Below are 25,210 nucleotides of genomic sequence, written 5' to 3' on the forward strand. Positions count from 1 at the left end.
TTCACCCGGTCCAGGCCAGCCGTGCGCAGCGCCGGGGCCAGCCGGTAGGGCGCGGGGCGCGCCGGGCGTCAGGCGGTGACCGGGACGGCGGTGGCGGTGTCGGCCGGGGTGGTCTCGGCTGCCGGGGTGACCGGGCGGCGCTCGCGGGTCGACCACTGCACCGACAGGGTGGCCAGCAGCACCACGCAGGAGCCGAGCATGTGCGCGCCGACCAGCAGCGCCGGCACGTGGGTGAAGTACTGCACGAAGCCGATCAAGCCCTGACCCAGCTCCACGGCGACCAGGACGATCGCGGCACGGGTGGCCTGCCGCGCACCGACGGCGCGGAACGCGAAGATCAGCGCCACCGAGAGGCCGATCAGCAGGAAGACCGCGTCCGCGTGCACCTGCGAGATCGACTCCGGGTCGAGCCCGTTGCGGGCGGCGCCGTGGTCGCCGGCGTGCGGGCCGCTGCCGGTGACCCAGGTGCCGATGACCAGCACCGCTACCGCTACGCCGGTGGTGACCCGGGCCAGTACGCGCAGCGGCGTGGGCACCACGGCCACGGTCGGGCCGTCCGGGTCGCCGATGCGCCGCCAGAGGGCGTACGCGGCGGCGATCACCGCCATCGAGGCGAGGAAGTGTAGGCCGACCACCCACGGGTTGAGGTTGGTGAGCACGGTGATGCCACCGACCACCGCCTGGGCGGGGATGCCCAGGAACACGGCGACCGCGAGGGCCAGCAGCCCGGGTCGGCGCTGCCGGAGCGTCAGTACGGCCAGCAGGGTGGCCAGCGCGATCAGGCCCACCGCGAAGGTCAGCATCCGGTTGCTGAACTCGATCACCCCGTAGACACCCATCTCGGGGGTGGTGACGTACGAATCGTCGGTGCACCGGGGCCAGGTGGGGCAGCCGAGGCCCGAGGAGGTCAACCGGACGGCCCCGCCGGTGACGACGATGCCCACGTTCGCGATGATCGAGGTGAGCGCGAGGCGGCGCAGCAGGATGCCGGGGACCGGACGGGCGATTCGGTTCACGGCGCAAATCCTACGCACCGTAGTGATCGAGGTGCGTCCGACTCCGTCGGCTCGGTGGTTCGGATCACCGGGGCCCGGGTTTGCGACCCTCCGGGTAATTACGTAACGTTGGCGTTGTGAAAAACGTGGCGGCGCTTCCTGGGCATCGGCCGACGGCTGACCCGGCTGTCGGCGCGTCCGCGTCCGCCCCGGTCGTGACCACGTCGGCGGCGCCCGGTGCGGCCACGGCGGCGGAGATCTCCACCCGCGACCGGGTCACCCAACTGCTGCTGGAGCGGGGGGCCACCACCGCGGCGCAGCTCGGCGTCGCCCTCGGGCTCAGCCCGGCGGCGATCCGCCGGCACCTCGACGCGATGTTCGCCGACGGTGATGTGTACGCCCGCGAGCAGGTCGTGCAGGGCAGCCGCGGTCGGGGGCGTCCGGCCAAGGTGTTCATGCTGACCGAGGCCGGCCGGGTCCGCTGTGGCACCCATCACTACGACAACATGGCCACCGCCGCGCTGCGGTGGATCGCCCGCAGCGGCGGGTCGGACGCGGTCGAGGCGTTCGCCACCGAGCAGGTGTCCGCCCTGGAGTCGCGCTGTCGGACGGCCATGGAGGACGCCGGCAACGACCCTCTCGCGCGGGCCGAGGCACTCGCCGCGGCGCTCACCGCCGAGGGTTACGCTGCCAACGCGACCACGATCGCCTCCGGCGGTCAGCTCTGCCAGCACCATTGCCCGGTGGCGCACGTGGCCGCCGAGTTCCCTCAGCTGTGCGAGGCCGAGACCGCGGTGATCTCCCGTCTGGTCGGCACCCACGTGCAGCGCCTTGCCACCATCGCGCACGGCGACGGGGTGTGCACCACGCACATTCCGACCCAGCCGGGGCGTGCTCAATCCGGTAATCCCGTCACCACTGTGAGGACAGATAGATGACCGAGCAGATTGTCCAGCCCCTGACCCAGGAAGAGCAGCTTGCCGCCCTGGGTCGGTACGAGTACGGCTGGTCCGACCCGGACGCCGCCGGGGCGGTCGCCCAGCGCGGCATCAACGAGGCGGTGGTGCGGGACATCTCGGCCAAGAAGAGCGAGCCGCAGTGGATGCTCGACCTGCGGCTGAAGGGTCTGCGGCTGTTCGGCCGTAAGCCGATGCCGGCCTGGGGCGCGGACCTCAGCGGGATCGACTTCGACAACATCAAGTACTTCGTGCGGTCGACCGAGAAGCAGGCCACCAGCTGGGAGGACCTGCCCGAGGACATCAAGAACACCTACGACCGGCTGGGCATCCCGGAGGCGGAGAAGCAGCGCCTGGTCGCCGGTGTCGCCGCGCAGTACGAGTCCGAGGTCGTCTACCACAAGATCCGTGAGGACCTTGAGGAGCAGGGCGTCCTCTTCCTGGACACCGACACGGCGCTGCGCGAGCACGAGGACGTCTTCAAGGAGTACTTCGGCTCGGTGATCCCGGTCGGCGACAACAAGTTCGCCGCTCTGAACACCTCCGTGTGGTCCGGTGGCTCGTTCATCTACGTGCCGAAGGGTGTGCAGGTGGAGATCCCGCTGCAGGCCTACTTCCGGATCAACACGGAGAACATGGGCCAGTTCGAGCGGACGCTGATCATCGTCGACGAGGGTGCGTACGTGCACTACGTCGAGGGCTGCACCGCGCCGCTCTACTCCTCCGACTCGCTGCACAGCGCGGTCGTGGAGATCATCGTCAAGAAGAACGCGCGCTGCCGTTACACGACCATCCAGAACTGGTCGAACAACGTCTACAACCTGGTCACCAAGCGCGCCGTCTGCCACGAGGGCGCGACCATGGAGTGGGTCGACGGCAACATCGGCTCCAAGGTGACAATGAAGTACCCGGCGGTCTACATGACCGGCGAGCACGCCAAGGGCGAGGTGCTCTCGGTGGCGATGGCCGGCGAGGGTCAGCACCAGGACGCCGGCGCCAAGATGGTGCACGCCGCCCCGCACACCTCCTCGACCATCATTTCCAAGTCGATCGCCCGTGGCGGCGGCCGCACCTCGTACCGGGGTCTGGTGCAGGTGCTGGAGGGTTCGCACCACAGCCGGAGCACTGTCAAGTGCGACGCGCTGCTGGTCGACACCATCTCCCGCTCGGACACCTACCCGTACGTCGACATCCGCGAGGACGACGTGTCGATGGGGCACGAGGCGACCGTCTCCAAGATCAGTGACGACCAGCTCTTCTACCTGATGAGCCGGGGCCTGAGCGAGGACGAGGCGATGGCCATGATCGTGCGCGGCTTCATCGAGCCGATCGCCAAGGAGCTTCCGATGGAGTACGCGCTGGAGCTCAACCGCCTGATCGAGCTTCAGATGGAGGGCGCGGTCGGCTGACGCCGTCCGTTCCCCCTGCCGGCCGACCTGACATCGTCGACCTGACATCGTCGTCGCAGAACAGAACAGACCAAGGAAGAAATGACTACCCAGGCTTCCGCGCCGCCGCCCAGCACCAAGTCGCAGGCGCTGCGCTCGTACGACGTCGCTGACTTCCCGGCCCTCACCGGCCTGGAGGAGGAGTGGCGTTTCACCCCGCTCAAGCGCCTGCGCGGTCTGGCCACGGCGGACACCTCGGCCGCTACCGGCCGGGGCGTCACCGTCGAGCACCCGGACCTGCCGGCCGGGGTGTCGGTGCGGCTCGTCGAGCCGACCGACGCCAGCGTCGCGTCCGCGTCGGTGCCGACCGACCGGATCAGCGCGCTGGCCCACGGCGGGGCGGCGCGCGTCGCGCTGGTCGAGGTGGCGGCCGAGGCCGTCGTGTCCGAGCCGGTGGTCGTCCGCCTGCTGGGCGCGTACCCCGAGGAGTTGGCCTTCGCCCGGACCCAGGTCCAGGTGGGTCGGTTCGCGGAGGCCACTGTCGTGTTCTCCCAGGAGGGTTCGGCCACGCTGGCCGACAACGTCGAGGTGCTTGTCGCCGACGGCGCGAAGCTGACCCTGGTCACTGTCGCCGACTGGGCCCAGGACGCGGTCCAGGCGCAGCACGTCACCATCACGTTGGGTCGGGACGCCCGGGTGGTGCACGTCCAGGTCACCCTCGGCGGCGACCTGGTCCGGCAGTTCACCAGCGTGGAATACACCGGCCGGGGTGGCGAGGCAGAGCTGTACGGCGTCTACTTCGCCGACTCCGGCCAGCACCTGGAGCACCGGCAACTGGTCGACCACAGCGTGTCGGACTGCCGCAGCTACGTCGGCTACCGGGGCGCTCTGCAGGGCGCGGACGCGCACACCGTCTGGGTCGGCGACGTGCTGATCCGGGCCGAGGCGACCGGCACCGACACGTACGAGATCAACCGGAACCTGCTGCTCACCGACGGCGCGCGGGCGGACTCCGTACCCAATCTGGAGATCGAGACCGGCGAGATCGCCGGCGCCGGCCACGCCAGCGCGACCGGCCGCTTCGACGACGAGCAGCTTTTCTACCTGATGGCCCGGGGTATCCCGGAGAGCGAGGCCCGCCGCCTCGTGGTCCGCGGCTTCTTCGCCGAGCTGATCAACAAGATCCCGGTGGAGTCGCTGCGCGAGCGCCTCGGCGACGCGATCGAGGCCCGGCTCACCAAGGCGGGCGCCTGATGATCCGGATCTGCTCCGCCGAGGACGTGCCAAAGGGCACCGCGATCAGCGCGGACGTCGACGGCACCCCGATCGCGCTTGTGCACGGCGAGGACGGCGGGTTCTACGCCGCCTACGACGAGTGCTCGCACGCCTCGGTCGCCCTCTCCGAGGGCGAGGTCGACGGCTGCACGCTGGAGTGCTGGCTGCACGGCTCGCGCTTCGACCTGCGCACCGGGCAGCCTTCCGGTCTGCCGGCCACCGAACCCGTCCCCGTCTACCCCGTCGAAGTCCGCGACGGCGACATCTACCTCAGCCTGACGCCGAGTAATGGAGTGACCCGATAATGAGCACCCTGGAGATCCGCGACCTGAAGGTGTCGGTCAAGCTGCCCGAGGGTGAGCTCAAGCCGATCCTGGCCGGCGTCGACCTGACCGTGAGGTCCGGTGAGACCCACGCGATCATGGGGCCTAACGGCTCCGGCAAGTCCACCCTGGCGTACTCGATCGCCGGTCACCCCAAGTACGAGATCACCAGCGGCACGGTGACCCTCGACGGCGAGGACGTCCTCGCCATGACGGTCGACGAGCGCGCCCGCGCCGGCCTCTTCCTGGCCATGCAGTACCCGGTCGAGGTGCCCGGCGTCTCGGTGGCCAACTTCCTGCGGACCGCCAAGACCGCCATCGACGGCGAGGCCCCGAAGCTGCGGACCTGGGGCGGCGAGCTGCGCGGCGCGATGGAGCGCCTCCAGATGGACCCGGCGTTCGCCCAGCGCAACGTCAACGAGGGCTTCTCCGGCGGTGAGAAGAAGCGGCACGAGATCGTCCAGCTGGAGCTGCTCAAGCCGAAGATCGCCATCCTCGACGAGACCGACTCGGGCCTCGACGTGGACGCGCTGCGTGTGGTCAGCGAGGGCGTCAACCGGGTCCGCGACACCGGCGACACCGGCGTGCTGCTGATCACCCACTACACGCGGATCCTGCGCTACATCAAGCCGGACTTCGTGCACGTCTTCGTGGCCGGCCGGATCGTCGAGCAGGGCGGCCCGGAGCTGGCCGACAAGCTCGAGGCCGAGGGCTACGAGCGGTACGCCGCCGGGGCCGGCACGGCCAAGGCCTGAGCGAGAGAGGCGCTGCCGAGATGACCAGCATCGCGATCCCCGCGGGGATGCCGCAGTACGACGACGTGCCACGTTTCGACGTGGCCCGGGTGCGCGCCGACTTCCCGATCCTGAGCCGGGAGATCAACGGGCACCCGCTGGTCTACCTCGACAGCGCCAACACCTCGCACAAGCCCCGCCAGGTGCTCGACGTGCTCGACGAGCACTACGCGCGGCACAACGCCAACGTGTCGCGTTCGGTGCACACGCTGGGCACCGAGGCCACCGAGGCGTACGAGGGGGCGCGGGCCAAGGTCGCCGCGTTCATTTCCGCGCCGAGCACCGACGAGGTGGTGTTCACAAAGAACTCCACCGAGGCGATCAACATCGTGGCGTACGCCTTCTCGAACGCCTCACTGCGCGCGGACGGCGACCCGCGGTTCCGGCTGGGGCCGGGCGACGAGGTGGTGATCTCCGAGATGGAGCACCACTCGAACATCGTCCCGTGGCAGCTGCTCTGCGAACGCACCGGCGCGACCCTGCGCTGGTTCCCCGTCACCGACCAGGGCCGACTGGACGAGTCCGGCCTGGAGGACCTGGTCACCGAACGGACGAAGATCGTCTCGTTGGTGCACATGTCGAACATCCTGGGCACTGTCAACGCCACCTCCCGCATCACCGCGCGGGTCCGTGAGGTGGGCGCGCTGCTGCTGCTGGACTGCTCGCAGTCGGTGCCGCACCTGCCGATCGACGTGGTCGACCTGGACGCCGACTACATCGTCTTCACCGGCCACAAGATGCTCGGCCCGACCGGTATCGGCGTGCTCTGGGGCCGGGCCGAGCTGCTGGCGGCCATGCCGCCGGTGTTCGGTGGTGGTTCGATGATCGAGACGGTCACCATGGCCCGCTCGACGTTCGCCGCGCCGCCGACCCGGTTCGAGGCGGGCACGCCGCCGATCGCCGAGGCGGTCGCGCTCGGCGCGGCGGTGGACTACCTCACCGGGATCGGCATGCCGGCCATCCAGTGGCACGAGAAGGAGCTGACGGCGTACGCGCTGGACGCCCTCGGCGCGGTGCCCGACCTGCGGATCTTCGGTCCGACCGTGCCGGTCGGCCGGGGCGGCACCATCTCGTTCGCGCTGGGTGACGTGCACCCGCACGACGTGGGTCAGGTGCTGGACTCGCTCGGCGTGCAGGTGCGGGTGGGCCACCACTGCGCCAAGCCGGTGTGCAGCCGGTTCGGTGTCCCGGCGATGACCCGGGCCTCGTTCTACCTCTACACCACCACCGAGGAGATCGACGCTCTGGTGGCCGGTCTGGAGCAGGTGCGGAAGGTGTTCGACTGATGCAACTCGACCAGCTCTACCAGGAGATCATCCTGGACCACTACAAGCGCCCGCACGGGCGTGGCCTGCGGGACGCCGACGACCCGAGTGACCAGGTCGCGGAAGCCCACCACGTCAACCCCACCTGCGGCGACGAGGTCACCGTGCGGGTGGCCACCGACGGCGACGTGCTGCACGACATCTCGTACGACGGCATGGGCTGCTCGATCAGCCAGGCGTCGGCGAGCGTGCTGCACGAGTTGCTGCGCGGTCGGGGCGCCGGGGAAGCTTTCGAGGTGCACGAGGCGTTCGTGGAGTTGATGTCCGGGCGTGGTCAGGTCACGCCGGACGAGGACGTGCTCGGTGACGGGGTTGCTTTCGCGGGTGTGGCCCGCTACCCCGCCCGGGTCAAGTGCGCGCTGCTGCCGTGGATGGCGTTCAAGGACGCCGCGGCACGCGCCGGTGTGGGCGTGAGCCCGGAGGTGAAGGCATGAGCAGCGAGAACACCGCTACCGCAGCGACGCCGGAGGCCGGTGACGCCGTTGCGGCGTCGCAAACCGACGCCGTCACGACCGATGGCGCCGTGACGACCGATGGTGCCGTGACGACCGATGGTGCCGTCACGACCGATGGTGCCGTCACGACAGATGGTGCCGGCGACTCCGTCGCCCCGGCGGGCGGCGTCAGTAAGGCCATGATCGCCGACATTGAGGAGGCGATGAAGGACGTCGTCGACCCGGAGCTGGGCATCAACGTGGTCGACCTGGGCCTGGTGTACGGCGTGCACGTCGACGACGAGAACGTCGCCACTCTCGACATGACGCTCACCTCGGCGGCCTGTCCGCTGACCGACGTGATCGAGGACCAGACCCGGCAGGCGCTGACCACCGGCCCCGGCGGCGGCCTGGTCAACGACATCCGGATCAACTGGGTGTGGCTCCCGCCGTGGGGCCCGGACAAGATCACCGACGAGGGCCGGGACCAGCTCCGATCCCTCGGCTTCAACGTCTGAGCCGACCTGGTCGGTTCTGCCCGTCGAGCGCGACACCCCCGACCGGGGGCGTCGCGCTCGACCCTTTTCCCGCCTCTCGCGCCCTGCGGACCGTGCCCCCTCGATCCAAGATCGTGCTAGTTAGACCCAGGATCGAGTGGTGTCGGCGAGCCGGGAGGCCACTACTTCCTGTCAACGCCGTTGCGTTTGGCGGAGCGGTTGTTCGTCAGCCCACCCCGCCTCGTCGATCAGCGAGCTGTGGGGGTGACAAGGCTGGGCCGGACTGTCTCCGCTGTGGGATCTTGCGCTTGTCCGACCGCAGGGGCATCGCGCTCATGTCGACAACCGTGACGGCTAGGTCGGCGCGCGGGGGCGTCGCGTGCTGCTTTCGGACGGGAAACTGCTGGTTAGCCGTATAGCAAGGAGTCATATTCATACCTCAGAGGTATATCGCTGACCGCGGCGGCGCCGCCCCGACCGGCGGCAGGTCGACGACAGGGGGCGCCACCTGAGTTGCCAGGGAACCCTCTGCCCTAACGCAAGGGCGTTGTCCAGGATGTAGTGGCGTCCTGGCGCTTCGTGGCCACTCCATCCTGGTTCGAGCAGACCTTGCCGCTGGCGTCCCGAACCCCCGCTCCCGACCGGCCGAGCACGCTGCTCGTCGCAAGATCCGCGCGATATCAGGGATGTTGCTGTCTCTGGCGCGGCGGAGGCAGCAACATCGGGGAAGTTGCGTAGATCTTGGCGCGGGGCGCGGGGCGCGGGGCGTGGGGCGCGGGGCGCGGGGCGCGGGATGCGGCGGCGGGGAAATGCGGTGGCGCGGGCGTGGCGTCGGCGCGCAGGATGCCTGTGTGATTGAGGCGTACCCGATGCAGGTCCCTGTCCGCGCGGCGACTGCCGTGCGTCGACAGCGGCCGGTCCGGGGGCGAGCCTCGACCCGCCACCGACTCCCGTGACCGAGGCGCTGCTCGCCGGTCTGGTGGCCGGGTACGGCGTCGCCATCCCGGTCGGCGCGATCGCGATCCTGATCCTGGGCCTGAGTGCTCGTACCTCGTTCCGGGTCGGTGCCGCGGCGGCGCTCGCGGTGGCGACGGCCGACGGGCTCTACGCGGCGATCGCCGCGCTCGGTGGCGCCAGCCTGGCCGGGGTCGTCGCGCCGGTCGCCGGGCCGCTGCGGGTGGTCGCGGCAGTCGTCCTGCTGGGTCTGGCCGCGCACGGCCTGTGGCGGACCTGGTCCGCGCACCGGTCGCGGCAGACGCCGGCGGCACCCGTCGGTGGGGGTCTGAGCACTCCGGGGCGGGCCTACGCGGCGTTGCTCGGGCTGACCCTGCTCAACCCGGCGACGGTTCTCTACTTCACCGCGCTGGTGCTCGGCCGTCGGGACACCGCCAGCGCGGGCGCGGGCGCGGCGGTGCTCTTCGTGGCGGGCGTGTTCCTGGCGTCGGCGAGTTGGCAGCTGCTCATCGCCGGCGGCGGCACAGTGGTCGGTCGGGCGTTGGGCAGTCCGCGCGGGCGGCTGGTCACCGGTCTGGTCTCCAGCGCGCTGATCGCCGCGCTGGCGGTGGCCGCGCTGCTGCCGGGCTGAGCGGTCCCCGCCCGAGGGCCCGGCCGGGCCCGGCGTGCCGTACGGTCGGGCGGTGACCAGTCGACCCGCAGCCGGGGGCGGCCGGTGGGTGGAGGTCGATCCGGCCCGCGTCGGCCGCTGGGTCGAGGGCTTCGCCGACCGGCACGGCCCGCACACCACCACCGCCCGGGAGTACGGGCTGCTGCTCACCGCCGACGACGGGGCAACCGCCGAGCTGTACGCCCCACCCGGGGCGCCGGCCAGCGACGACGTCGCCGGGTTCGTGGCCGCCGCCGTCGCGCCCCGCCGGATCGGCCTGCTGCTGGCCCGCAAGGGCGCGGTGGCCGTCGGCGTGGCCGAGGGCGGCGACCTGGTCGTCTCCAAGGTGGACAGCCGCTACGTGCAGGGGCGCACCGCCGCGGGCGGATGGTCACAGCAGCGGTTCGCCCGGCGGCGTGACAACCAGGCCAAGGCGGCGATGGGTGATGCGGCGGACCTGGCCGTACGCCTGCTCCTGCCGGCCGTGGCGACGCTGACCGCTGTGGTCTGCGGCGGGGACCGGCGGGCGGTGGACACGGTGCTGGCCGACCGGCGGTTGGCCCCGCTCGTGCCGCTGCGCGCGGAGCGGCTGCTCGACGTGCCGGAGCCTCGGCACGCCGTGCTCGTCGCGGCGGCGACCGCAGCCCGTGCGGTGCACATCCGACTGCGCGACCCGGCACCGGTCGGCTGAGGAGACGACCGCCACGCAAAACGGGGTTCCTGACCTGCCGCCGTGCCGACGGCCGGAGTATGGGCAGGTGGAGGCGCGCCGCCAGCAGGGAGATCACCATGTCCGACGCCCAGATCCTGCGTACCGTCCTCGACCGGTGGAAGTCCGCTGTCGACGCCCACGAGCCGGAGCGTGTCGCGTCGTACTTCACCGGGGACGCGATCTTCCAGGGGTTGCACCCGTACACCGTCGGCCGGGCCGGGGTCGCCGCGTACTACGCCGCCCAGCCGCTCGGGCTGACCGCCGCGTACGACATCCGGGAGGCCCGCCGACTCGCCGACGACCTGGTCCTCGGCTATCTGGAGGTGCGGTTCGGCTTCACCGACCGCCCCACCCTGACCGTGCACCTCGGCGTGGTCGTGCGGCGGATCGACGACGACTGGCTGATCGAGCACTACCAGGTCTCCAGGCTCGACTAGAGCGACAACCGCCCCGCCAGCGTGGTCGGCGCTGACGGGGCGGGGCAGGTCGGATCAGAGCTGGTCGGTGCCGAAGGTGTCGCAGTTCTTCGGGTCGCCGCCGTCGTAGCCCCGGGTGAACCAGCGCTTGCGCTGCTCGGACGTGCCGTGGGTGAACTGGTCCGGGTTGACCCGCCCGCCGGAGCGCTCCTGGATGCTGTCGTCGCCGATCGCCTCGGCGGTGTCGACGGCCTGGCTGATGTCGGCCTCGGTGATTGACGTGAACAGCGGCTCCCGCCCGGTCTTGTCCTTGCTCTCGGTGGCGTGCTTGGCCCAGGCGCCGGCGTAGCAGTCGGCCTGCAACTCCAGTCGCACGGAGGCGGAGCGGGGGCCGCTCTGGTCGCCCTGGCCGGCCTTGGCGTTGGTGCCGAGCAGGTTCTGGATGTGGTGGCCGTACTCGTGGGCGAGCACGTACGGCTGGGCGAACTCACCCTTCGCCCCGAACCGGGACGCCAGCTCGTCGTAGAAGCTCAGGTCGATGTACACCTTCCGGTCGGCGGGGCAGTAGAACGGGCCGACGCCCGAGTCGGCCTGCCCACAGCCGGTGTTCACGGCGGCCTGGAAGAAGTTGGTGGTGGTGGGCTCGTACTTGCCGTTGCCCAACTCCGGGTACGCCTTCTGCCAGTAGTCCTGGACGCTGTTGACGAAGAGCAGGTTGCGGCAGCGCGCGTCGTCGAGACGGTCGGGGTTCGCGGTGGAGCACGCCTGCTCCAGGTCGCCACCTCCGGCCTGGCCGCCCTCGTCGCCGTTGGTCATGGCGTTGAGACCGAACCCGCCGCCGAGCAGGGCGACGAGTACGGCCACCACGATGCCGATGATGCCGCCCCGACCGCCGCCGCCCGGGATGGGGATGCCGAGGCCGCCGCCCGACCCGCCGCCACCCCGACCCAGGTCGTTGGCCTGTGAGGTGTCGAGCTCGGCCCGCTCGTTGAGTTCCATGCTGACCCCGATCGCCGTATGCCAGTGAATGTCTTTTATGTGTCGGTTCGTCGCTTCGGTGCCGGACGGGGTCCGGACAGGCGTTCCGGTACCCGATGATCTTGATTGGTAATCCGAGCGGGGCGCTGGGGAGCGCCCGGTACACTTGTCGGGTGCTGCGCTGCGAAGGCTGAACCGCCCCGCGCCGTCGGGCCCCTTGAGCCCGCCGGCCGTTTCGCGTGCCCCGAGTCAGCCTTCCAGACCCCGAGAGCGAGCCCGAAAACATGATCACAGCCACCGGCCTGGAACTGCGTGCCGGTTCCCGGATCCTGCTGTCCGACACCACCCTGCGCGTGCAGCCGGGTGACCGGATCGGCCTGGTCGGTCGCAACGGCGCCGGCAAGACCACCACCCTGAAGGTGCTCGCCGGTGAGGGACAGCCGTACGCCGGCCAGATCGACAAGCGCAGTGCCATCGGCTACCTCCCGCAGGACCCGCGCACCGGCGACCTGGAGGTGACCGGCCGCGACCGGGTGCTCTCGGCGCGCGGCCTGGACGTGCTGATGTCCCAGATGCAGGAGATCGAGGCCCGCCTCGCCGAGGACACCAGCGACAAGCTGGTCCGCCGCTACGGCGCGCTGGAGGACCAGTTCGCCGCGCTCGGCGGGTACGCGGCCGAGGCCGAGGCCGCCCGGATCTGCGCCAACCTCGGTCTGCCGGACCGGGCGCTCGCGCAGACCATCGGCACCCTCTCCGGCGGTCAGCGCCGGCGCATCGAGCTGGCCCGGATCCTGTTCCGCGACGCGGGCGAGAACGGCGGCGGCATCCTGCTGCTCGACGAGCCGACAAACCACCTCGACGCCGACTCGATCACCTGGTTGCGCGGCTTCCTCGCCAACCACAAGGGCGGCCTGATCGTGATCTCCCACGACGGCGCGTTGCTGGAGTCGGTGGTCAACAAGGTCTGGTTCCTCGACGCCACCCGATCCGTTGTCGACGTGTACAACCTGGGCTGGAAGGCGTACCTGGAGGCGCGCGAGACCGACGAGCGGCGTCGCCGTCGGGAGCGGGCCAACGCGGAGAAGAAGGCCGGCGCGTTGATGGCGCAGGCCGACAAGATGCGGGCCAAGGCCACCAAGACCGTGGCCGCCCAGAACATGGCCCGCCGCGCCGAGAAGCTGATCTCGGGCCTGGAGGATGTGCGGGTCGCCGACCGGGTGGCCAAGGTGCGTTTCCCCAACCCCGCGTCGTGCGGCAAGACCCCGCTCACCGCGACCGGCCTGTCCAAGTCGTACGGCTCGCTGGAGATCTTCACCGACGTCAACGTCGCGGTGGACCGGGGCTCTCGGGTGGCCATCCTCGGGCTCAACGGCGCCGGCAAGACCACCCTGCTGCGGATGCTCGGCGGGCTGCTCACCCCGGACACCGGCGAGGTGCACGCGGGTCACGGCCTGCGGCTGGGCTACTACGCCCAGGAGCACGAGACGCTGGACGTGGAGCGGACCGTACTGGAGAACATGCGCGCCGCCGCCGTCGAGCAGTCCGACACCGACCTGCGCAAGATCCTCGGCGCGTTCCTCTTCTCCGGGGACGACGTGAACAAGCCGGCCGGGGTGCTCTCCGGTGGTGAGAAGACCCGGCTGGCCCTGTCCACCCTGGTCTGTTCCGGTGCCAACGTGCTGCTGCTCGACGAGCCGACGAACAACCTCGACCCGGTCAGCCGGGAGCAGGTGCTCGACGCCATCGCCAACTATCCGGGCGCGATCGTCCTGGTCACCCACGACCCGGGGGCGGTGCTCGCGCTCAAGCCGGACCGCGCGATCCTGCTGCCCGACGGTGACGAGGACGCCTGGAGCGACGACCTGCTCGAGCTGGTCGAGCTGGCCTGACCGGCGTCTCCGGCGGGCCGTCCTCAGCCGAGCAGGTCGACGAGCCGACCCAGCACACCGGAGCTGACCAGGATCACCACCCCGACGCCGACGAAGATCGCCGGCACCAGCCAGTGGCCCGCGCGCTCGACCAGCCGGACCACGCGGGGGTGCCCGCCCAGCCAGGCGCCGGCGGCGCACCACAGGGCGATCAGCAGCACGAACACCAGCAGGAAGACCGCGCTGTCGGCGGCGCCGAGGGCGCGGAAGACGGGTACGTAGACGGCCACGTTGTCGGCGCCGTTGGCGATCGTCACCCCGGCCACCCCGAGCAGGCCGGTGACGACAGTGGGGGTCTCGTCGTCGTCGGTACCCCGTAGCGCGCGTACGCCCAGCGCGATCGGCAGCAGCCCGAGCAACCCCGTCCACGGGTCCGGCACCACCAGCAGGCCGGCCGCGACCACAGTGCTGGCCAGCGCGAGCGCGCCGATGCCGAGGTATTGGCCGGCGACAATGTGCCAGGGTCGGGGCCGCCCGGTGGTGCGGGCCGCGACGAAGAACAGAGTCAGGATGACGATGTCGTCGATGTCGGTGGCGGCGAAGACCACTGCCGCTCCGGCCGCGGTGCCCAACAGGTCGATCACGACCGAAGGCTACGGGTCGCCGCCAGCCGCCAGCACGCGGCGGTGGTACGCCTGGACACCACGCCGGGGTCGATTGCCAGGATCACTCTATCGGGAAGCTGACATTGCATAGCGTGTCGGTTGGCGAAGAGTTGATATCTGGCGCATGATCGTTCGAGGCGGTCTAATAGGTGGGACCGTATCCGAACCGCACAGTCTGGGACGTGAGGACACAGCATGGCAGCCACTGGCACAGCCACCAGCACTGAGAAGGGTCGCCGGATCATCGGAGCCGAGCGTCAGACGCTCGCCAAGGACCTGGTAAAGCGGTACACGTCGGGGGAGAGCATCCGCGCGTTGGCGGCCTCGACCGGCCGTTCCTACGGGTTCATCCACCGAGTGCTCACCGAGTCAGGGGTGCAGCTGCGTCAGCGCGGCGGTGCCCGGCGCCGCAAGAAGGCGTGACCCGCCTCCCAGCGTCGTCGACAAGCGCCACGCCCCGGACCGCCCGGTGACCACCGAGGCGACCGGGGTTCGGTTGACCTGCGACGGGCCGGTCGCCACGGTGACGTTGTGCCGGCCCGACGTGCTCAATGCTCAGACGCCCGCCATGTGGCGGGCGATGAGCGACTTCTCCCGCGAGCTGCCCGGCGACGTGCGGGTGGTGGTGGTCCGGGGCGAGGGGCGTGCGTTCTCCGCCGGCCTCGACCTCGCGGTGGCTGGCGCTTCCGGCCCCGGCTCCTTCGCGGAGCTGGCCACGCTGCCCGAGCAGGAGTGCGCCGCGCACATCGCGGAGTTCCAGGCGGGCTTCACCTGGCTGCACCGGCCGGACGTCATCTCCATCGCGGCCGTGCAGGGCCACGCGATCGGTGCCGGCTTTCAGCTCGCGCTCGCCTGCGATCTGCGAGTGCTGGCCGCGGATGCGAAGCTGTCGATGGCTGAGGTGACCCTCGGCCTGGTGCCCGACCTGGCCGGCACGAAGCGCCTCGTGGAGTTGGTCGGCTACGCGCGGGCGCTGGAGATCTGCGCGACCGGCCGCCGGTTGGACGCCGCCGAGGCGGACCGGATCGGGCTGGCCACCCTGGTGGTGCCACCGGGCGAGCTGGACGGCGCGGTCCAGGACCTGACCGCGGGGCTGCTCGCCGGCGCCCGCGACGCGGTGGTGGAGATCAAGGCCCTGCTGGCGGGTGCGGCGGGCCGGTCGCACGCCGACCAGCAGCGCGCCGAGCGGGAGGCACAGACCCGCCGACTGCGCGATCTGGCTGGCCGGGGAGAATAGGTAAGGACCGGACGGGAAGATCCGGGTTACGACCGAGGTTGTCACAGTCGTCGGGAGAATTGGCCTGACGGTGCAGTCCGCCCGACGACCCGGAGGTGAGCGATGTCCAACCCGATGTCCGGCGGTGGCATGGTCGGGTGGAGCATGCTCCGGTCGATGCGCAACAGCGACGAGGTGTCCACCCACCGGCTCAAGCGCGGGGTCGCCCGACGCATCGTGGCCTTCGCCCAGCCCTACCGGCGCGACATCGTCGTCTTCCTGGTCACCGTGGTCCTGGCCGCCGTCATCGGCGTGGCCACACCGGTGCTCGCCGGCGACGTCATCAACGCGATCAACCGGGGCGGCACCGAGGCCGGCCGACTCGTGGTGCGGCTGGCCCTGTTCATCGCCGTGCTGGCGGTCGTCGACGCGCTCCTCTCGCTGGCCCAACGGTGGTATTCGGCCCGGATCGGCGAGGGCATCATCTTCAACCTGCGCACCCGGGTCTACGACCACGTGCAGCGGATGCCGTTGCAGTTCTTCACACGCACCCAGACGGGCGCCCTGGTCAGCCGGCTCAACAACGACGTGCTCGGCGCCCAGCGGGCGTTCACCTCGACGTTGTCCGGTGTGGTCAGCAACGTCATCCAACTCGTGCTCACCGCGGCGGTGATGTTCACCCTCTCCTGGCAGATCACCGCGCTCTCGCTGGTGCTGCTACCGATCTTCATCATCCCGGCCCGCCGGGTCGGTCGGCGGCTGGCCGACATCACCCGCGAGTCGTACAACCTCGACGCCAAGATGAACGCGACAATGACCGAGCGGTTCGGGGTGGCCGGCGCGCTGCTGGTGAAGCTCTTCGGCCAGCCCGAGATCGAGGCCAGCCGGTTCGCCGGCCGGGCCGAGCGGGTCCGCGACATCGGCATCCAGTCCGCCATGTACTCCCGCACGTTCTTCGTGGCGATGCTGCTTGTCGCCTCACTGGCGCAGGCGCTCACCTACGGCCTCGGCGGTTGGCTCGCCGTCACCGGCGGCGTCAGCGCGGGCACAGTGGTGACCCTCGCGCTGCTGCTCACGCGGCTGTACGGGCCGCTCACCGCGCTCTCCAATGTGCGCGTGGACGTGATGAGCGCGCTTGTCTCGTTCGACCGGGTCTTCGAGGTGCTCGACCTCAAGCCCGGCATCGTCGAGAAGCCGGACGCGGTGCCGGTGCCCCGGGGCACCGGCCGGGTCGACTTCCGCGACGTCCGGTTCCGCTACCCGAGTGCCGCCGAGGTCTCCCTCGCCTCCCTGGAGGAGGTCGCCACGCTGGACCGCACAGTCAACGAGCCGGTGCTCAAGGGCGTCTCGTTCAGCGTCGAGCCGGGGCAGATGGTCGCCCTGGTCGGCCCGTCCGGCGCCGGCAAGTCGACGCTGTCCATGCTCATCTCCCGGATCTACGACGTCAGCGACGGGCAGGTGCTTGTCGGTGGGGTCGACGTGCGTGACGCGACCCTCGCCTCCCTGCGCGACGAGATCGGCGTCGTCACCCAGGATTCGCACCTGTTCCACGAGTCGATTGCCGAGAACCTGCGCTACGCCAAACCGGACGCCACCGACGACGACATCTGGGCGGCGCTCGCCGGCGCCCAGGTCGCCGACCTCGTCCGGTCGCTGCCCGACGGGCTGGACACCACTGTGGGGGAGCGCGGCTACCGCTTCTCCGGTGGCGAGAAGCAGCGCATCGCCATCGCCCGACTGCTGCTCAAGGCCCCGTCGATCGTGATCCTCGACGAGGCGACCGCACACCTGGATTCGGAGAGCGAGGCGGCGGTGCAGCGGGCGCTGTCGGTGGCGCTGGCGGGGCGTACCGCCCTGGTGATCGCGCACCGGCTGTCCACCGTCCGCGACGCCGACCAGATCCTCGTGCTCGACGGCGGGCGGATCGTCGAGCGTGGACGCCACGACGAGCTGGTCGCGGTCGGTGGGCTCTACGCCGAGCTGTACCGCACCCAGTTCGCGGTCGCCGACTCGCCCACCCCGTTCGTCGACGCGACCGGCCCCGAGCCGGTGGTCATGCCACTGGGCACCTACATCGCCGACGAGGCCATGCCGCCCGCCGCCGCCAACTGACCGTCGGTCCGACCCCCGGGTCCCGGCCGTCAGTTGTGCCGCGCGTTGATCGACTCGGGTTCCTGGAAGCCGGGGTGTCCGGGTCGCGTCGACAGCCCGACTTTCGTGAGCCGGAGGTGATCAGGGCCGTGCCGGTAGGTGGGTCGCCACCCGCAACTCGGCGAACGCGGCGCCCAGCGTGACCGGCGTGAAGTGCGCGTTCAGGCCGCTCGGGTTGGGCAGCACCCACAGCCGCGCCCCGGCCAACGACTCCGGTTGCGGCCCGAAGGCGGCCTTGGGCCGTTGAAAACCGATCCGGTACGCGGTCACGCCCACCACCGCCACCCAGCGCGGCCGGTACCGGGCCACCTTGTCGGTCAGGATCGCGGCCCCGTCGAGGAGTTCCGCGCTGCTCAGCTCGTCCGCGCGGGCGCTGGCCCGGGCGGCCATGTTGGTGATGCCGAGGCCGAGGGCGGGCAGCTCGTCCTGCTCGCTCGGGTGCAGCAGCCGAGGGGTGAACCCGCCCCGGTGCAGCGCCGGCCAGAACCGGTTGCCGGGGCGGGCGAAGTGCCAGCCCGTGGCGGCCGACCAGAGGCCCGGGTTGATCCCGACGAAGAGCACCGCCAGCCCCGGCGCGAGCACGTCGGGGATGGTCCGGTCCGCGGCCGCCGCCAGGTCCGCGCGGGTCGGCCGGGCCGTCTTGGGCGTCGCTGCTCGGGTCGGCCGGGCCGGCGTCACCGAGCCGGAGGGGCGGACCGGGTCGGGCGTCACAGCCCGCGGAGCGCGCCGCCGTCGACCGGCAGGGTGATCCCGGTCAGGTAGCTCGCGGCGGGGGAGAGCACGAACGCGGCCACCCGGCCGAACTCGGCGGGGTCGCCGACGCGACGCAGCGGGATTACGGCCTCCGCCTCGGCGCGGGCCCGCTCCGGGTCGCCGGTCGCCCCGAAGAGTTCCCGGTTGCGATCGGTCATGATCCGGCCGGGCAACAGGCCGACGACCCGGACCCCGCGCGGGCCGTAGTCGTCGGCGATGTCCTTCGCGGCGCCGACCAGGCCGGGCCGTAGACCGTTGGAGATGCCGAGACCGGGCACCGGGCCACGCGCCGAGGTGGAGAGCACCAGCCCGATCGCGCCGCCCTCGGGCAGCGCGTCGGCCACCGTGCGGACCGCGCGGATGGTGCCCAGGAAGACCGTCTCGAAGGAGAGCCGCCACTGCTCGTCGGTGATCGCCGCGGCGTTGCCCGGCGGTGGCCCGCCAACCGAGATCAGCGCGCCGTCGAGCCGACCGAAGTGCTCCTGGGCGGCGGCGACGAGCTGCCCCGGGGTCTCCGGGTCGGCCAGGTCGGCGGTCAGCCCGACGGCATGCGCGGGACCACCCAGCCGCTCCGCGGCGGCGGCCACGGCATCCGGGTCCCGGGCTGAGAGCACCACCCGCGCCCCGTCCGCGACCAGGCACTGCGCGGTCGCGTAACCCAGGCCCCGGGAGGCGCCGGTGAGGACGTACACGCGGTCGGTCAGTCCGAGATCCATAACGCCGATCCTGCCGCATCCGGCACCCCGTCGACACCCAGGGTGGGTGGGCGCGGGGCGGGGCGCAGCAGGCGTACCCGACCGGCGATCTGCACCGCGACGGCGCCGCCGGCGCGGCCCACCGCCGGCAACCGGCGTGGACGCGGCGCCCGCAGCCCGTCGTAGCGCAGGCGCGCCTCCCGGACGGCCAACTCCTCGGCGGCCACCGGGGGCAGCGCCCGTTCTCCGTGTAGCGCACGGGCCAGGTCCCAGCCGTCGCGCAGTGACCCGGCGGTCGGTCGCCGTGCGGCCCAGTCGGCGAAGGTCGTCGTCCACCTGGCACCGAGGCCGGCGGCGAGCAGCGGCCAGTGTCGGGCCACCTCGCCGGCACGTTTGCGCAGCAGGGCCGCCCGGGCGGCGGCCAGTGGGGCCGGTGCGAACCCCAGTGGTGTGGGTCCGCCGGCGACCAGCGTCGCGACCAGCTCCGCCTGTCGCTCGGCGAGTCCGGCGCGGGGATCGGTGCCCGTCACGTCACGACCGGGAAGCCCGCGGTCGCGGCCAGGGCGTCCAGTTCGGCGCGCAGCTCGGCGGCCGGCGGGTAGTGGCCGTCGCGTTCCAACAGCAGCGCCGGTGGTCGTCGTCGGGCGCAGAGCGCCTCGACCAGCTCCAGCACCGCCGCCGGCACCGGGTCGGTGTGGGTGTCGTGGTAGAACCCGCCGTGCTCCGCGCCGCCGGCCACGTGGGCGTACGCGACCCGCTCCAACGGCAGCCGATCCAGCAACGCCAGCGGGTCGGTGCCCCGGTTACGGGCGTTGGCGTACACGTTCGCCACGTCCAGCAGCAACAGCGCCCCCGTCCGGTCGAGGATCTCGGTGAGGAAGTCCGCCTCGTCCAACTCGTCGTCGGGCCAGTCGACAAGCGCGGCGATCGGTTCCAGCGCGATCGGCACCGGCAGCTCGGCCTGTGCCCGTGCCACGTTGGCGCAGACCGCGGCGACCGCCTCCCGGCTACGCGGCAGCGGCAGCAGGTGCCCGGCCTCCAGGCCGCCCGCTCGGACGAACGCGATGTGCTCGCTGACCAGCGGCGCGTCGACACGGTGCGCGACCGCGGCCAGGTGGGCGACCCGGGCCGGGTCGACCGGCTCGGCGCCGCCGAGGGAGAGCCGCACCCCGTGCGGTACGACGGTGACCGCGCGCTCCCGCAGCTGTGCCAGGCCGGGTGGGAGCGGCCCGGACGCGGACACCGCCTCGGCCACCACCTCGACGAAGCGCAGCCCGGGCAGGTCGGCCACGAAGCCGGCGATCTCCGGCCGCCAGCCGATGCCCACCCCGGACGGCCCGGTCATCCGCCGCACCCGCCGCCGCCTCCGCACCCTCCGCCCCCACCGCCGCCGCAGGAGCTGCCCCCGCCGGAGCTGTCGCCGCCCCCGCCGCTCGATCCGTCGGAGCCGCCCGTCCAGCCGCCGCTGCCGGAGGCGGCCTGGCGCTGGATCTCGGCCTGCTCGGCGAAGCCCGGGTCGAGCGCCCAGAGCGTGGCGGTGCCGTACAGGGCCACGCCCATCGCCGCGCCGGCCGCTCCGTAGGTGGCGTAGGCCGGCGCGGAGCCCGGGGCGAGGTGGGTGTGCTGACGGCGGACGTCGCGCAACGCGGATCGACCGGCCCGGGTGAGCACGGGCGCCCGGCGCAGCACCAGCGTGACGACCAGGAGCGCCACCAGGGTCAGCAGCAGGTAACCGACCGGGTGACCGCTGAACAGGCCGGAGACCAACCGGAGCACGCCGAGGCCCAGCAGGGCGATCAGGATCGTGGCCCAGAAGCGGGCACGCGCTCGCTGCGCGTCGTTCGTCAGCAGCCCGCGCTGCTCCAGGCCGTTGCGGATCTGGTGCAGCGCGACGCGTACGCGCTCGTCCTGCGCCAGGTCCCCGACCCGGGCGTGCTGGTGCGCGGCCCAGTGGATGGCCTGGTCCAGCGGGGTGAGCCCGGTCGGGGCGGCGCCGACGGTGGTCAGCCGACGGTCCGGTCGTACGCCGACCGCGCCGCTGCCCCGCAGCCCGCCGAGCGCGGCGTGCACCGCGAGCTGGGGGCCGCCGTTGAGGTACGCGACCTGCTGTGACCCGAGGGGGTCGATGGTCATGGCAGCGCTCGACCCGGCCGCCAGACGGACCCGGTGGTACACCGCGACAGCCACCACCACGGCTGTCGCCACCAGGTAGAACCGGAGGAAGGTCGGGCCGGGGATGCCCCAGGTGTCGCCCGACGCGGCGTTGACGATCATCGACTGCTCCTGTCGCCGGAGGGATCGGCGGCCCCATTGTGGAGCAGCCTCGCCACGGTCGGCGAGCCGGTGCCTCCGGTGGTCAACGGCGGCGAACGGCCTCCTCGACCAGGTCGAGCACCGGGCCCAGGTCTCCGGCCGGTCGGCCCATCGCCAGGTGCAGCACCAGGCCGTCGTAGGCCAGCTCCAGGAACTGGGCCAGCACGTCGATCGGGACGTCCTCGCGCAGCACCCCGGCGTCGCGCTGGCGGGCCAACCGGTCGCGGGTCGCCTCGGCGATCGCGGCCGACCGCTCGGCCCAGCGCTTGGCGAACGCCGGGTCCGTGCGCAGCCGGCGGGAGACCTCCAGCTGACTGCCCAGCCAGCCGGTGGTGTCGGGGGAGACGGCGCGGGCGAGCAGGTCGCGCATCACCTGCACCAGCCCGTTTCGGGCCACCGTCTCCACCATGGCCGCGGCATCGTCCTCGGCGACGGCCAGGAAGAGTGAGTCCTTGTCGCGGAAGTGGTGGAAGATCGCACCACGGGACAGGCCGGTGGCCTCCTCAAGGCGGCGTACTGTCGCTCCCTCGTAGCCGAGCCGGGCGAAACACGCCCGTGCGGCGGTGAGGATCTCCTGCCGGCGCGCGTCGAGCTGGTCCTGGCTTACTCTGGGCACGCGACGATCGTCGCAGGTCACCTCGGGGCATGCAAACCGTACGTACGGCTTGGAATGTCGCCGACTACCATCGCCCGGTGACCCTGCCCCGCACCGTGCCCACCGCCCCGCTGACCGTGGCCGCCATCCAGGCCACGCCCACGCCGGGAGACGTCGCCGGAAACGCGGTCGCCGCCGCCGACCTGGTTCGCCGGGCCGCCGACCTGGGCGCGCGGGTGGCCGTCCTGCCGGAGCTGTTCCTCTGCGCGTACCACCCGCCGACCCTCGCCGCCGACCCGGCCGGCACGGACGTCACGGCCGATCCGGCCGGTGGCGTCGCGGATCCCCGGCTCGACCCGCTGCGCGCCGCGGCGCGCGAGGCCGGCGTCACAGTGCTGGTCGGCGCCGCCGTCCGGCACCCGGACGGCCGGCGGACCATCGCCGCGCTGGTGGTCGACCGGGCCGGCGCGGTCCGGGTCGGCTACGACAAGCAGCAGCTGTGGGGCGACGAGCGCGAGCTGTTCAGCGCCGGCGACCGGGGCGCCACGCTGCTCGTCGACGACTGGCGGCTCGGCCTCGGCATCTGCTACGACGGTTGTTTCCCCGAGCACGGCCGGGCCGCCGCCCTCGACGGCGCACACGGTTACCTGTGCCCCAGCGGTTACCTGGCCGGCTCCGAGCACCGCCGGGACCTCTACTACGCCGCGCGAGCCCTGGACAACACGATGTTCGTGGTCTTCGCCAACGCGGTCGGCGGCGTCGACCCGTGGCGGTTCAACGGCGGCGCGGCCATCTACGACCCGCAGGGACGGGTGCTGGACCGGGGTGCCGACGACGGCACGGCGGTGCTGGTGGCGACGCTGGACCCGAGCGTGCTCGCGGCCACCCGGTCGGCCCATTCGATGCTCGCCGATCGGCTTGCGGACCAGGGCGGCCCTCGGTCGTCGATGTCCGGCTGAGCACATCGTCAGGTCGGTACCCGCTGCACCTGTTGGCGGACACGTCGGTCCCGTAGGGTGCCCGAGTGCCACTGCTCCTGCTGGACCTGGACAACACCCTGCTGGACCGGGCCGGGCCGTTCCGCCGCTGGGGTGAGCGCTTCCTGGACGGCATCGGCGCGCCCCCCACCGACATCGACTGGCTGATCTCGATCGACGCCGACGGGTTGACCGACCGTTGGGATCTCGCCGACGCCATCCGGGACCGCTACGAGCTGCGCATCCCCTCGATCGATCTGGTGGAGGAGCTGCACGACGGGGTGGTGGCGCAGACCCGGCTCGACCCGCTGACGGCCTGCGCGCTGCGGATCGCCGACGACGCCGGCTGGGTGCCGGTGGTGGTCTGCAACGGCACGGTACGGGTCGACGACGCCAAGATTCGCAGGACCGGCCTGGACCGCTACGTCGCGGACTGGGTGATCTCCGAGGAAGCCGGGGTCAGCAAGCCCAACCCGAGGATCTTCGCGCTCGCCGCCCAGCGGGTACGGATGCCGCTGCGCGGCGCCTGGGTGGTCGGCGACAGCCCGGAGGCGGACATCGGTGGCGCCGCCGCGGTCGGGCTGCCCAGCGTCTGGCTGCACCGGGGGCGCACCTGGTCGGACGTCCGGTTCGCGCCCAGCCGCACCGCGGACGGCCTGATCGCCGCCGTCGCCACCATCCTCGCCCGCTGACCTTCGCGCCGCGAGACCCCGCTGACCTTCGCGCCGGGCCGCCCGCTGACCTTCGCGCCGCGCCGCCTGCGCTGCGCCGGCGTGGGGCTGCGGTAATTCGGTTGACCGGCTGACGCGTTGCGGCGAGCATTGTCGGCGCATGGTGCATCCCGGGCGTGTGCCCGGTCGAGGGAAAAGGGGGTCGGTCATGGCCGTCTTCGCAGGTCGCTTCCAGCTGCCCTTCTCAGCCTCGACCAAGGGAACCTCACCACAGTGCGCGATCACGACCTTCCGGCGCTTGAGCACCGGAGCCGCGGCAAGAGTCGCTTCGACGACGACGAACCGCAGTTTCTGAAGCGCGGGCGGCACACCGAGCCGCCCGCAGACCCGGACCGCGACAGTGACCCGGACACCGGCGAACGCTGGTCGTCCTGGGATGACGCCGTCCACGGTCCCCAGCCGCACCCGGGCTGGCTGATCACCGAGTTGGCCGCCAAGGACACCGAGTTGGGTGTGCTGAAGACCGGCAAGGAGGCGGACGTCCACCTGGTCCGCCGGGCCGTGCCCGACACCGACCGGTCCTGTCTGCTGGCGGTCAAGCGCTACCGCGACCCCGAGCACCGCCTTTTCCACCGGGACGCCGGCTATCTGGAGGGTCGCCGGGTGCGCCGCTCCCGGGAGAACCGGGCCATGGCGGGCCGGACGGCGTTCGGCCGGCAGATGATCGCCGGGCAGTGGGCCGCGGCCGAGTTCGCCGCCCTGGCCCGGCTCTGGGAGATCAGCGCCGGGCACGACCGGATCGCCGTGCCGTACCCGGTGCAGCTGCGGGGCACCGAGCTGATGCTGGAGTTCGTCGGTGACGCCGAGTCGGGGGAGGCGGCGCCGCGGCTGGCCCAGCTGCGACCCGGTCCGGCCGAGCTGCGCGACCTGTGGTCCCAGCTGGTGGAGGCGCTGCGGGTGCTGGCCCGGGCCGGCTACGCGCACGGCGACCTGTCGCCGTACAACCTGCTCGTGCACCAGGGTCGACTTGTGGTGATCGACCTGCCGCAGGTGGTCGACGTGGTGGCGAACCCGCAGGGGCCGGAGTTCCTGGCCCGTGACGTGCGGGTGGTCGGCAGCTGGTTCGCGGCCCGCGGTCTGCCCGCCGAGCGGGTCGACCCCGGCACGTTGACCGGAGAGCTGCTGCGCGAGGCGGGGCTGCGCTGATCGGAGCGGGTCGGGCGGCCGGGCCGCCCGACCCGCCGCGGTTACTGGAGGTAGCGCTCCACCTCGGGCTTGGGTCGTTCGCCCTGCGCGTCCGGGTCGCCGTGGGTGTCCCGGGCGGCCCGCCTGCGGCGCAGCAGGTCCCAACACTGGTCGAGGGACTCCTCCAGGGCGCGTAGCCGCTCGCTGGCCTCACCCTCGGTGCCCGCCTCGTGGGCCTGGGCATCCCCCCGCAGCTTGTGTTCCTCGTCGACCAGCTCGGTGATCCGGTTCAGGATGGTCTTGTCGTCCATGACAAGAGCCTGGCACAGGGGGCCGGGCATCGCCCGGATTCGGTCGTTCCGCCGGGTCGGCGCGGCAGTGCGCCGCTCAGGCGAAGCGGAGCCGGCCACCGGTCGGGCGGACCG

Annotated in this window: 28 protein-coding genes; 18 read left to right on the top strand and 10 right to left on the bottom strand. The window is 72.0% G+C overall.

Annotation, left to right across the window (positions count from 1 at the left end):
- Window positions 1–68: 68 nt before the first annotated feature.
- The gene (locus ABZU25_RS30345; protein ID WP_355032766.1) at window positions 69–1,034 is read right to left on the bottom strand and encodes a COX15/CtaA family protein; all 966 of its coding nucleotides are present in this window, start codon (window positions 1,032–1,034) and stop codon (window positions 69–71) included.
- A 176-nt stretch (window positions 1,035–1,210) separates the two neighbouring features.
- On the opposite strand from ABZU25_RS30345, the gene ABZU25_RS30350 reads away from it, so the two are divergent.
- The 11 genes from ABZU25_RS30350 (at window position 1,211) to ABZU25_RS30400 (ending at window position 10,739) form a co-directional block, all read left to right on the top strand.
- Window positions 1,211–1,933 (top strand): transcriptional regulator, encoded by a 723-nt coding sequence (locus ABZU25_RS30350; RefSeq protein WP_355032806.1) that lies wholly within the window; start codon window positions 1,211–1,213, stop codon window positions 1,931–1,933.
- Window positions 1,930–3,360, top strand: a complete 1,431-nt coding sequence (gene sufB / locus ABZU25_RS30355; protein ID WP_355032767.1) for a Fe-S cluster assembly protein SufB — start codon at window positions 1,930–1,932, stop codon at window positions 3,358–3,360. Before ABZU25_RS30350 ends, sufB begins: the two co-directional genes overlap by 4 nt.
- A gap of 81 nt (window positions 3,361–3,441) precedes the next feature.
- Entirely contained in the window at window positions 3,442–4,593 is a 1,152-nt protein-coding gene (gene sufD / locus ABZU25_RS30360; protein WP_355032768.1) for a Fe-S cluster assembly protein SufD, read from the top strand.
- Entirely contained in the window at window positions 4,593–4,919 is a 327-nt protein-coding gene (locus ABZU25_RS30365; protein WP_355032769.1) for a non-heme iron oxygenase ferredoxin subunit, read from the top strand. The genes sufD and ABZU25_RS30365 overlap by 1 nt, the downstream gene beginning before the upstream one ends.
- Window positions 4,919–5,692 (top strand): Fe-S cluster assembly ATPase SufC, encoded by a 774-nt coding sequence (sufC, locus tag ABZU25_RS30370; protein WP_355032770.1) that lies wholly within the window; start codon window positions 4,919–4,921, stop codon window positions 5,690–5,692. The genes ABZU25_RS30365 and sufC overlap by 1 nt, the downstream gene beginning before the upstream one ends.
- A gap of 20 nt (window positions 5,693–5,712) precedes the next feature.
- A complete protein-coding gene (locus ABZU25_RS30375; protein WP_355032771.1) occupies window positions 5,713–7,017 on the top strand; it encodes a cysteine desulfurase in 1,305 nt (434 codons plus the stop codon).
- Window positions 7,017–7,490, top strand: coding sequence for a Fe-S cluster assembly sulfur transfer protein SufU (gene sufU / locus ABZU25_RS30380; protein WP_355032772.1), 474 nt, complete (start codon window positions 7,017–7,019; stop codon window positions 7,488–7,490). The genes ABZU25_RS30375 and sufU overlap by 1 nt, the downstream gene beginning before the upstream one ends.
- Complete coding sequence (locus ABZU25_RS30385; protein WP_355032773.1) at window positions 7,487–8,008, top strand: metal-sulfur cluster assembly factor; 522 nt, start codon at window positions 7,487–7,489, stop codon at window positions 8,006–8,008. Before sufU ends, ABZU25_RS30385 begins: the two co-directional genes overlap by 4 nt.
- 931 nt (window positions 8,009–8,939) lie before the next feature.
- The gene (locus ABZU25_RS30390) at window positions 8,940–9,572 is read left to right on the top strand and encodes a LysE family transporter (RefSeq protein ID WP_355032774.1); all 633 of its coding nucleotides are present in this window, start codon (window positions 8,940–8,942) and stop codon (window positions 9,570–9,572) included.
- A gap of 52 nt (window positions 9,573–9,624) precedes the next feature.
- Complete coding sequence (locus tag ABZU25_RS30395) at window positions 9,625–10,281, top strand: acVLRF1 family peptidyl-tRNA hydrolase (protein WP_355032775.1); 657 nt, start codon at window positions 9,625–9,627, stop codon at window positions 10,279–10,281.
- 98 nt (window positions 10,282–10,379) lie between these two features.
- The gene (locus ABZU25_RS30400) at window positions 10,380–10,739 is read left to right on the top strand and encodes an SgcJ/EcaC family oxidoreductase (protein WP_355032776.1); all 360 of its coding nucleotides are present in this window, start codon (window positions 10,380–10,382) and stop codon (window positions 10,737–10,739) included.
- Window positions 10,740–10,793: 54 nt separating this feature from the next.
- On the opposite strand, the gene ABZU25_RS30405 is transcribed toward ABZU25_RS30400, so the two are convergent.
- Window positions 10,794–11,717 carry a neutral zinc metallopeptidase gene (locus ABZU25_RS30405; protein ID WP_355032777.1) on the bottom strand — a complete coding sequence of 308 codons (924 nt, stop codon included), beginning with the start codon at window positions 11,715–11,717 and terminating at the stop codon, window positions 10,794–10,796.
- Between the two features lie 263 nt (window positions 11,718–11,980).
- Here ABZU25_RS30405 and ABZU25_RS30410 point away from each other — a divergent pair, with 263 nt between their 5' ends.
- Window positions 11,981–13,585 carry an ABC-F family ATP-binding cassette domain-containing protein gene (locus ABZU25_RS30410; RefSeq protein WP_355032778.1) on the top strand — a complete coding sequence of 535 codons (1,605 nt, stop codon included), beginning with the start codon at window positions 11,981–11,983 and terminating at the stop codon, window positions 13,583–13,585.
- 23 nt (window positions 13,586–13,608) lie between these two features.
- Here the strand turns inward: ABZU25_RS30410 and ABZU25_RS30415 are convergent, their stop codons facing one another.
- Window positions 13,609–14,208 carry a cadmium resistance transporter gene (locus tag ABZU25_RS30415; protein ID WP_355032779.1) on the bottom strand — a complete coding sequence of 200 codons (600 nt, stop codon included), beginning with the start codon at window positions 14,206–14,208 and terminating at the stop codon, window positions 13,609–13,611.
- A gap of 216 nt (window positions 14,209–14,424) precedes the next feature.
- On the opposite strand from ABZU25_RS30415, the gene ABZU25_RS30420 reads away from it, so the two are divergent.
- The 3 genes from ABZU25_RS30420 (at window position 14,425) to ABZU25_RS30430 (ending at window position 17,557) form a co-directional block, all read left to right on the top strand.
- Window positions 14,425–14,652, top strand: a complete 228-nt coding sequence (locus ABZU25_RS30420; RefSeq protein ID WP_074312753.1) for a helix-turn-helix domain-containing protein — start codon at window positions 14,425–14,427, stop codon at window positions 14,650–14,652.
- Window positions 14,653–14,698: 46 nt separating this feature from the next.
- The gene (locus ABZU25_RS30425) at window positions 14,699–15,466 is read left to right on the top strand and encodes an enoyl-CoA hydratase/isomerase family protein (protein WP_355032780.1); all 768 of its coding nucleotides are present in this window, start codon (window positions 14,699–14,701) and stop codon (window positions 15,464–15,466) included.
- Between the two features lie 114 nt (window positions 15,467–15,580).
- Window positions 15,581–17,557: an ABC transporter ATP-binding protein gene (locus ABZU25_RS30430; RefSeq protein ID WP_355032807.1), complete on the top strand. Its 1,977-nt coding sequence runs from the start codon at window positions 15,581–15,583 to the stop codon at window positions 17,555–17,557.
- 120 nt (window positions 17,558–17,677) lie between these two features.
- Here ABZU25_RS30430 and mug read toward each other — a convergent pair whose 3' ends face one another.
- The 6 genes from mug to ABZU25_RS30460 form a co-directional block, all read right to left on the bottom strand.
- Window positions 17,678–18,274 carry a G/U mismatch-specific DNA glycosylase gene (mug, locus tag ABZU25_RS30435; RefSeq protein WP_355032808.1) on the bottom strand — a complete coding sequence of 199 codons (597 nt, stop codon included), beginning with the start codon at window positions 18,272–18,274 and terminating at the stop codon, window positions 17,678–17,680.
- A 29-nt stretch (window positions 18,275–18,303) separates the two neighbouring features.
- A complete protein-coding gene (locus ABZU25_RS30440) occupies window positions 18,304–19,065 on the bottom strand; it encodes an SDR family oxidoreductase (RefSeq protein WP_355032781.1) in 762 nt (253 codons plus the stop codon).
- Window positions 19,050–19,574: a hypothetical protein gene (locus tag ABZU25_RS30445; protein WP_355032782.1), complete on the bottom strand. Its 525-nt coding sequence runs from the start codon at window positions 19,572–19,574 to the stop codon at window positions 19,050–19,052. The genes ABZU25_RS30440 and ABZU25_RS30445 overlap by 16 nt, the downstream gene beginning before the upstream one ends.
- Window positions 19,571–20,389 carry a DUF692 domain-containing protein gene (locus tag ABZU25_RS30450; RefSeq protein WP_355032783.1) on the bottom strand — a complete coding sequence of 273 codons (819 nt, stop codon included), beginning with the start codon at window positions 20,387–20,389 and terminating at the stop codon, window positions 19,571–19,573. The genes ABZU25_RS30445 and ABZU25_RS30450 overlap by 4 nt, the downstream gene beginning before the upstream one ends.
- A complete protein-coding gene (locus ABZU25_RS30455; RefSeq protein WP_355032784.1) occupies window positions 20,386–21,318 on the bottom strand; it encodes a TIGR04222 domain-containing membrane protein in 933 nt (310 codons plus the stop codon). Before ABZU25_RS30455 ends, ABZU25_RS30450 begins: the two co-directional genes overlap by 4 nt.
- An 82-nt stretch (window positions 21,319–21,400) precedes the next feature.
- Window positions 21,401–21,973, bottom strand: a complete 573-nt coding sequence (locus ABZU25_RS30460) for a helix-turn-helix domain-containing protein (protein ID WP_355032785.1) — start codon at window positions 21,971–21,973, stop codon at window positions 21,401–21,403.
- Between the two features lie 77 nt (window positions 21,974–22,050).
- On the opposite strand from ABZU25_RS30460, the gene ABZU25_RS30465 reads away from it, so the two are divergent.
- The 3 genes from ABZU25_RS30465 (at window position 22,051) to ABZU25_RS30475 (ending at window position 24,806) form a co-directional block, all read left to right on the top strand.
- Entirely contained in the window at window positions 22,051–22,911 is an 861-nt protein-coding gene (locus ABZU25_RS30465; RefSeq protein ID WP_355032786.1) for a carbon-nitrogen hydrolase family protein, read from the top strand.
- A 65-nt stretch (window positions 22,912–22,976) separates the two neighbouring features.
- Complete coding sequence (locus ABZU25_RS30470) at window positions 22,977–23,621, top strand: HAD family hydrolase (RefSeq protein WP_355032787.1); 645 nt, start codon at window positions 22,977–22,979, stop codon at window positions 23,619–23,621.
- Window positions 23,622–23,873: 252 nt separating this feature from the next.
- Window positions 23,874–24,806, top strand: coding sequence for an RIO1 family regulatory kinase/ATPase (locus ABZU25_RS30475; RefSeq protein ID WP_355032788.1), 933 nt, complete (start codon window positions 23,874–23,876; stop codon window positions 24,804–24,806).
- A gap of 41 nt (window positions 24,807–24,847) precedes the next feature.
- Here ABZU25_RS30475 and ABZU25_RS30480 read toward each other — a convergent pair whose 3' ends face one another.
- On the bottom strand, window positions 24,848–25,096 hold the full coding sequence (locus ABZU25_RS30480; RefSeq protein WP_355032789.1) for a DUF2630 family protein: 249 nt from the start codon (window positions 25,094–25,096) through the stop codon (window positions 24,848–24,850).
- Window positions 25,097–25,210 lie beyond the last annotated feature (114 nt).

The organism is Micromonospora sp. NPDC005215 (assembly GCF_040607915.1).
GTDB lineage: Bacteria > Actinomycetota > Actinomycetes > Mycobacteriales > Micromonosporaceae > Micromonospora.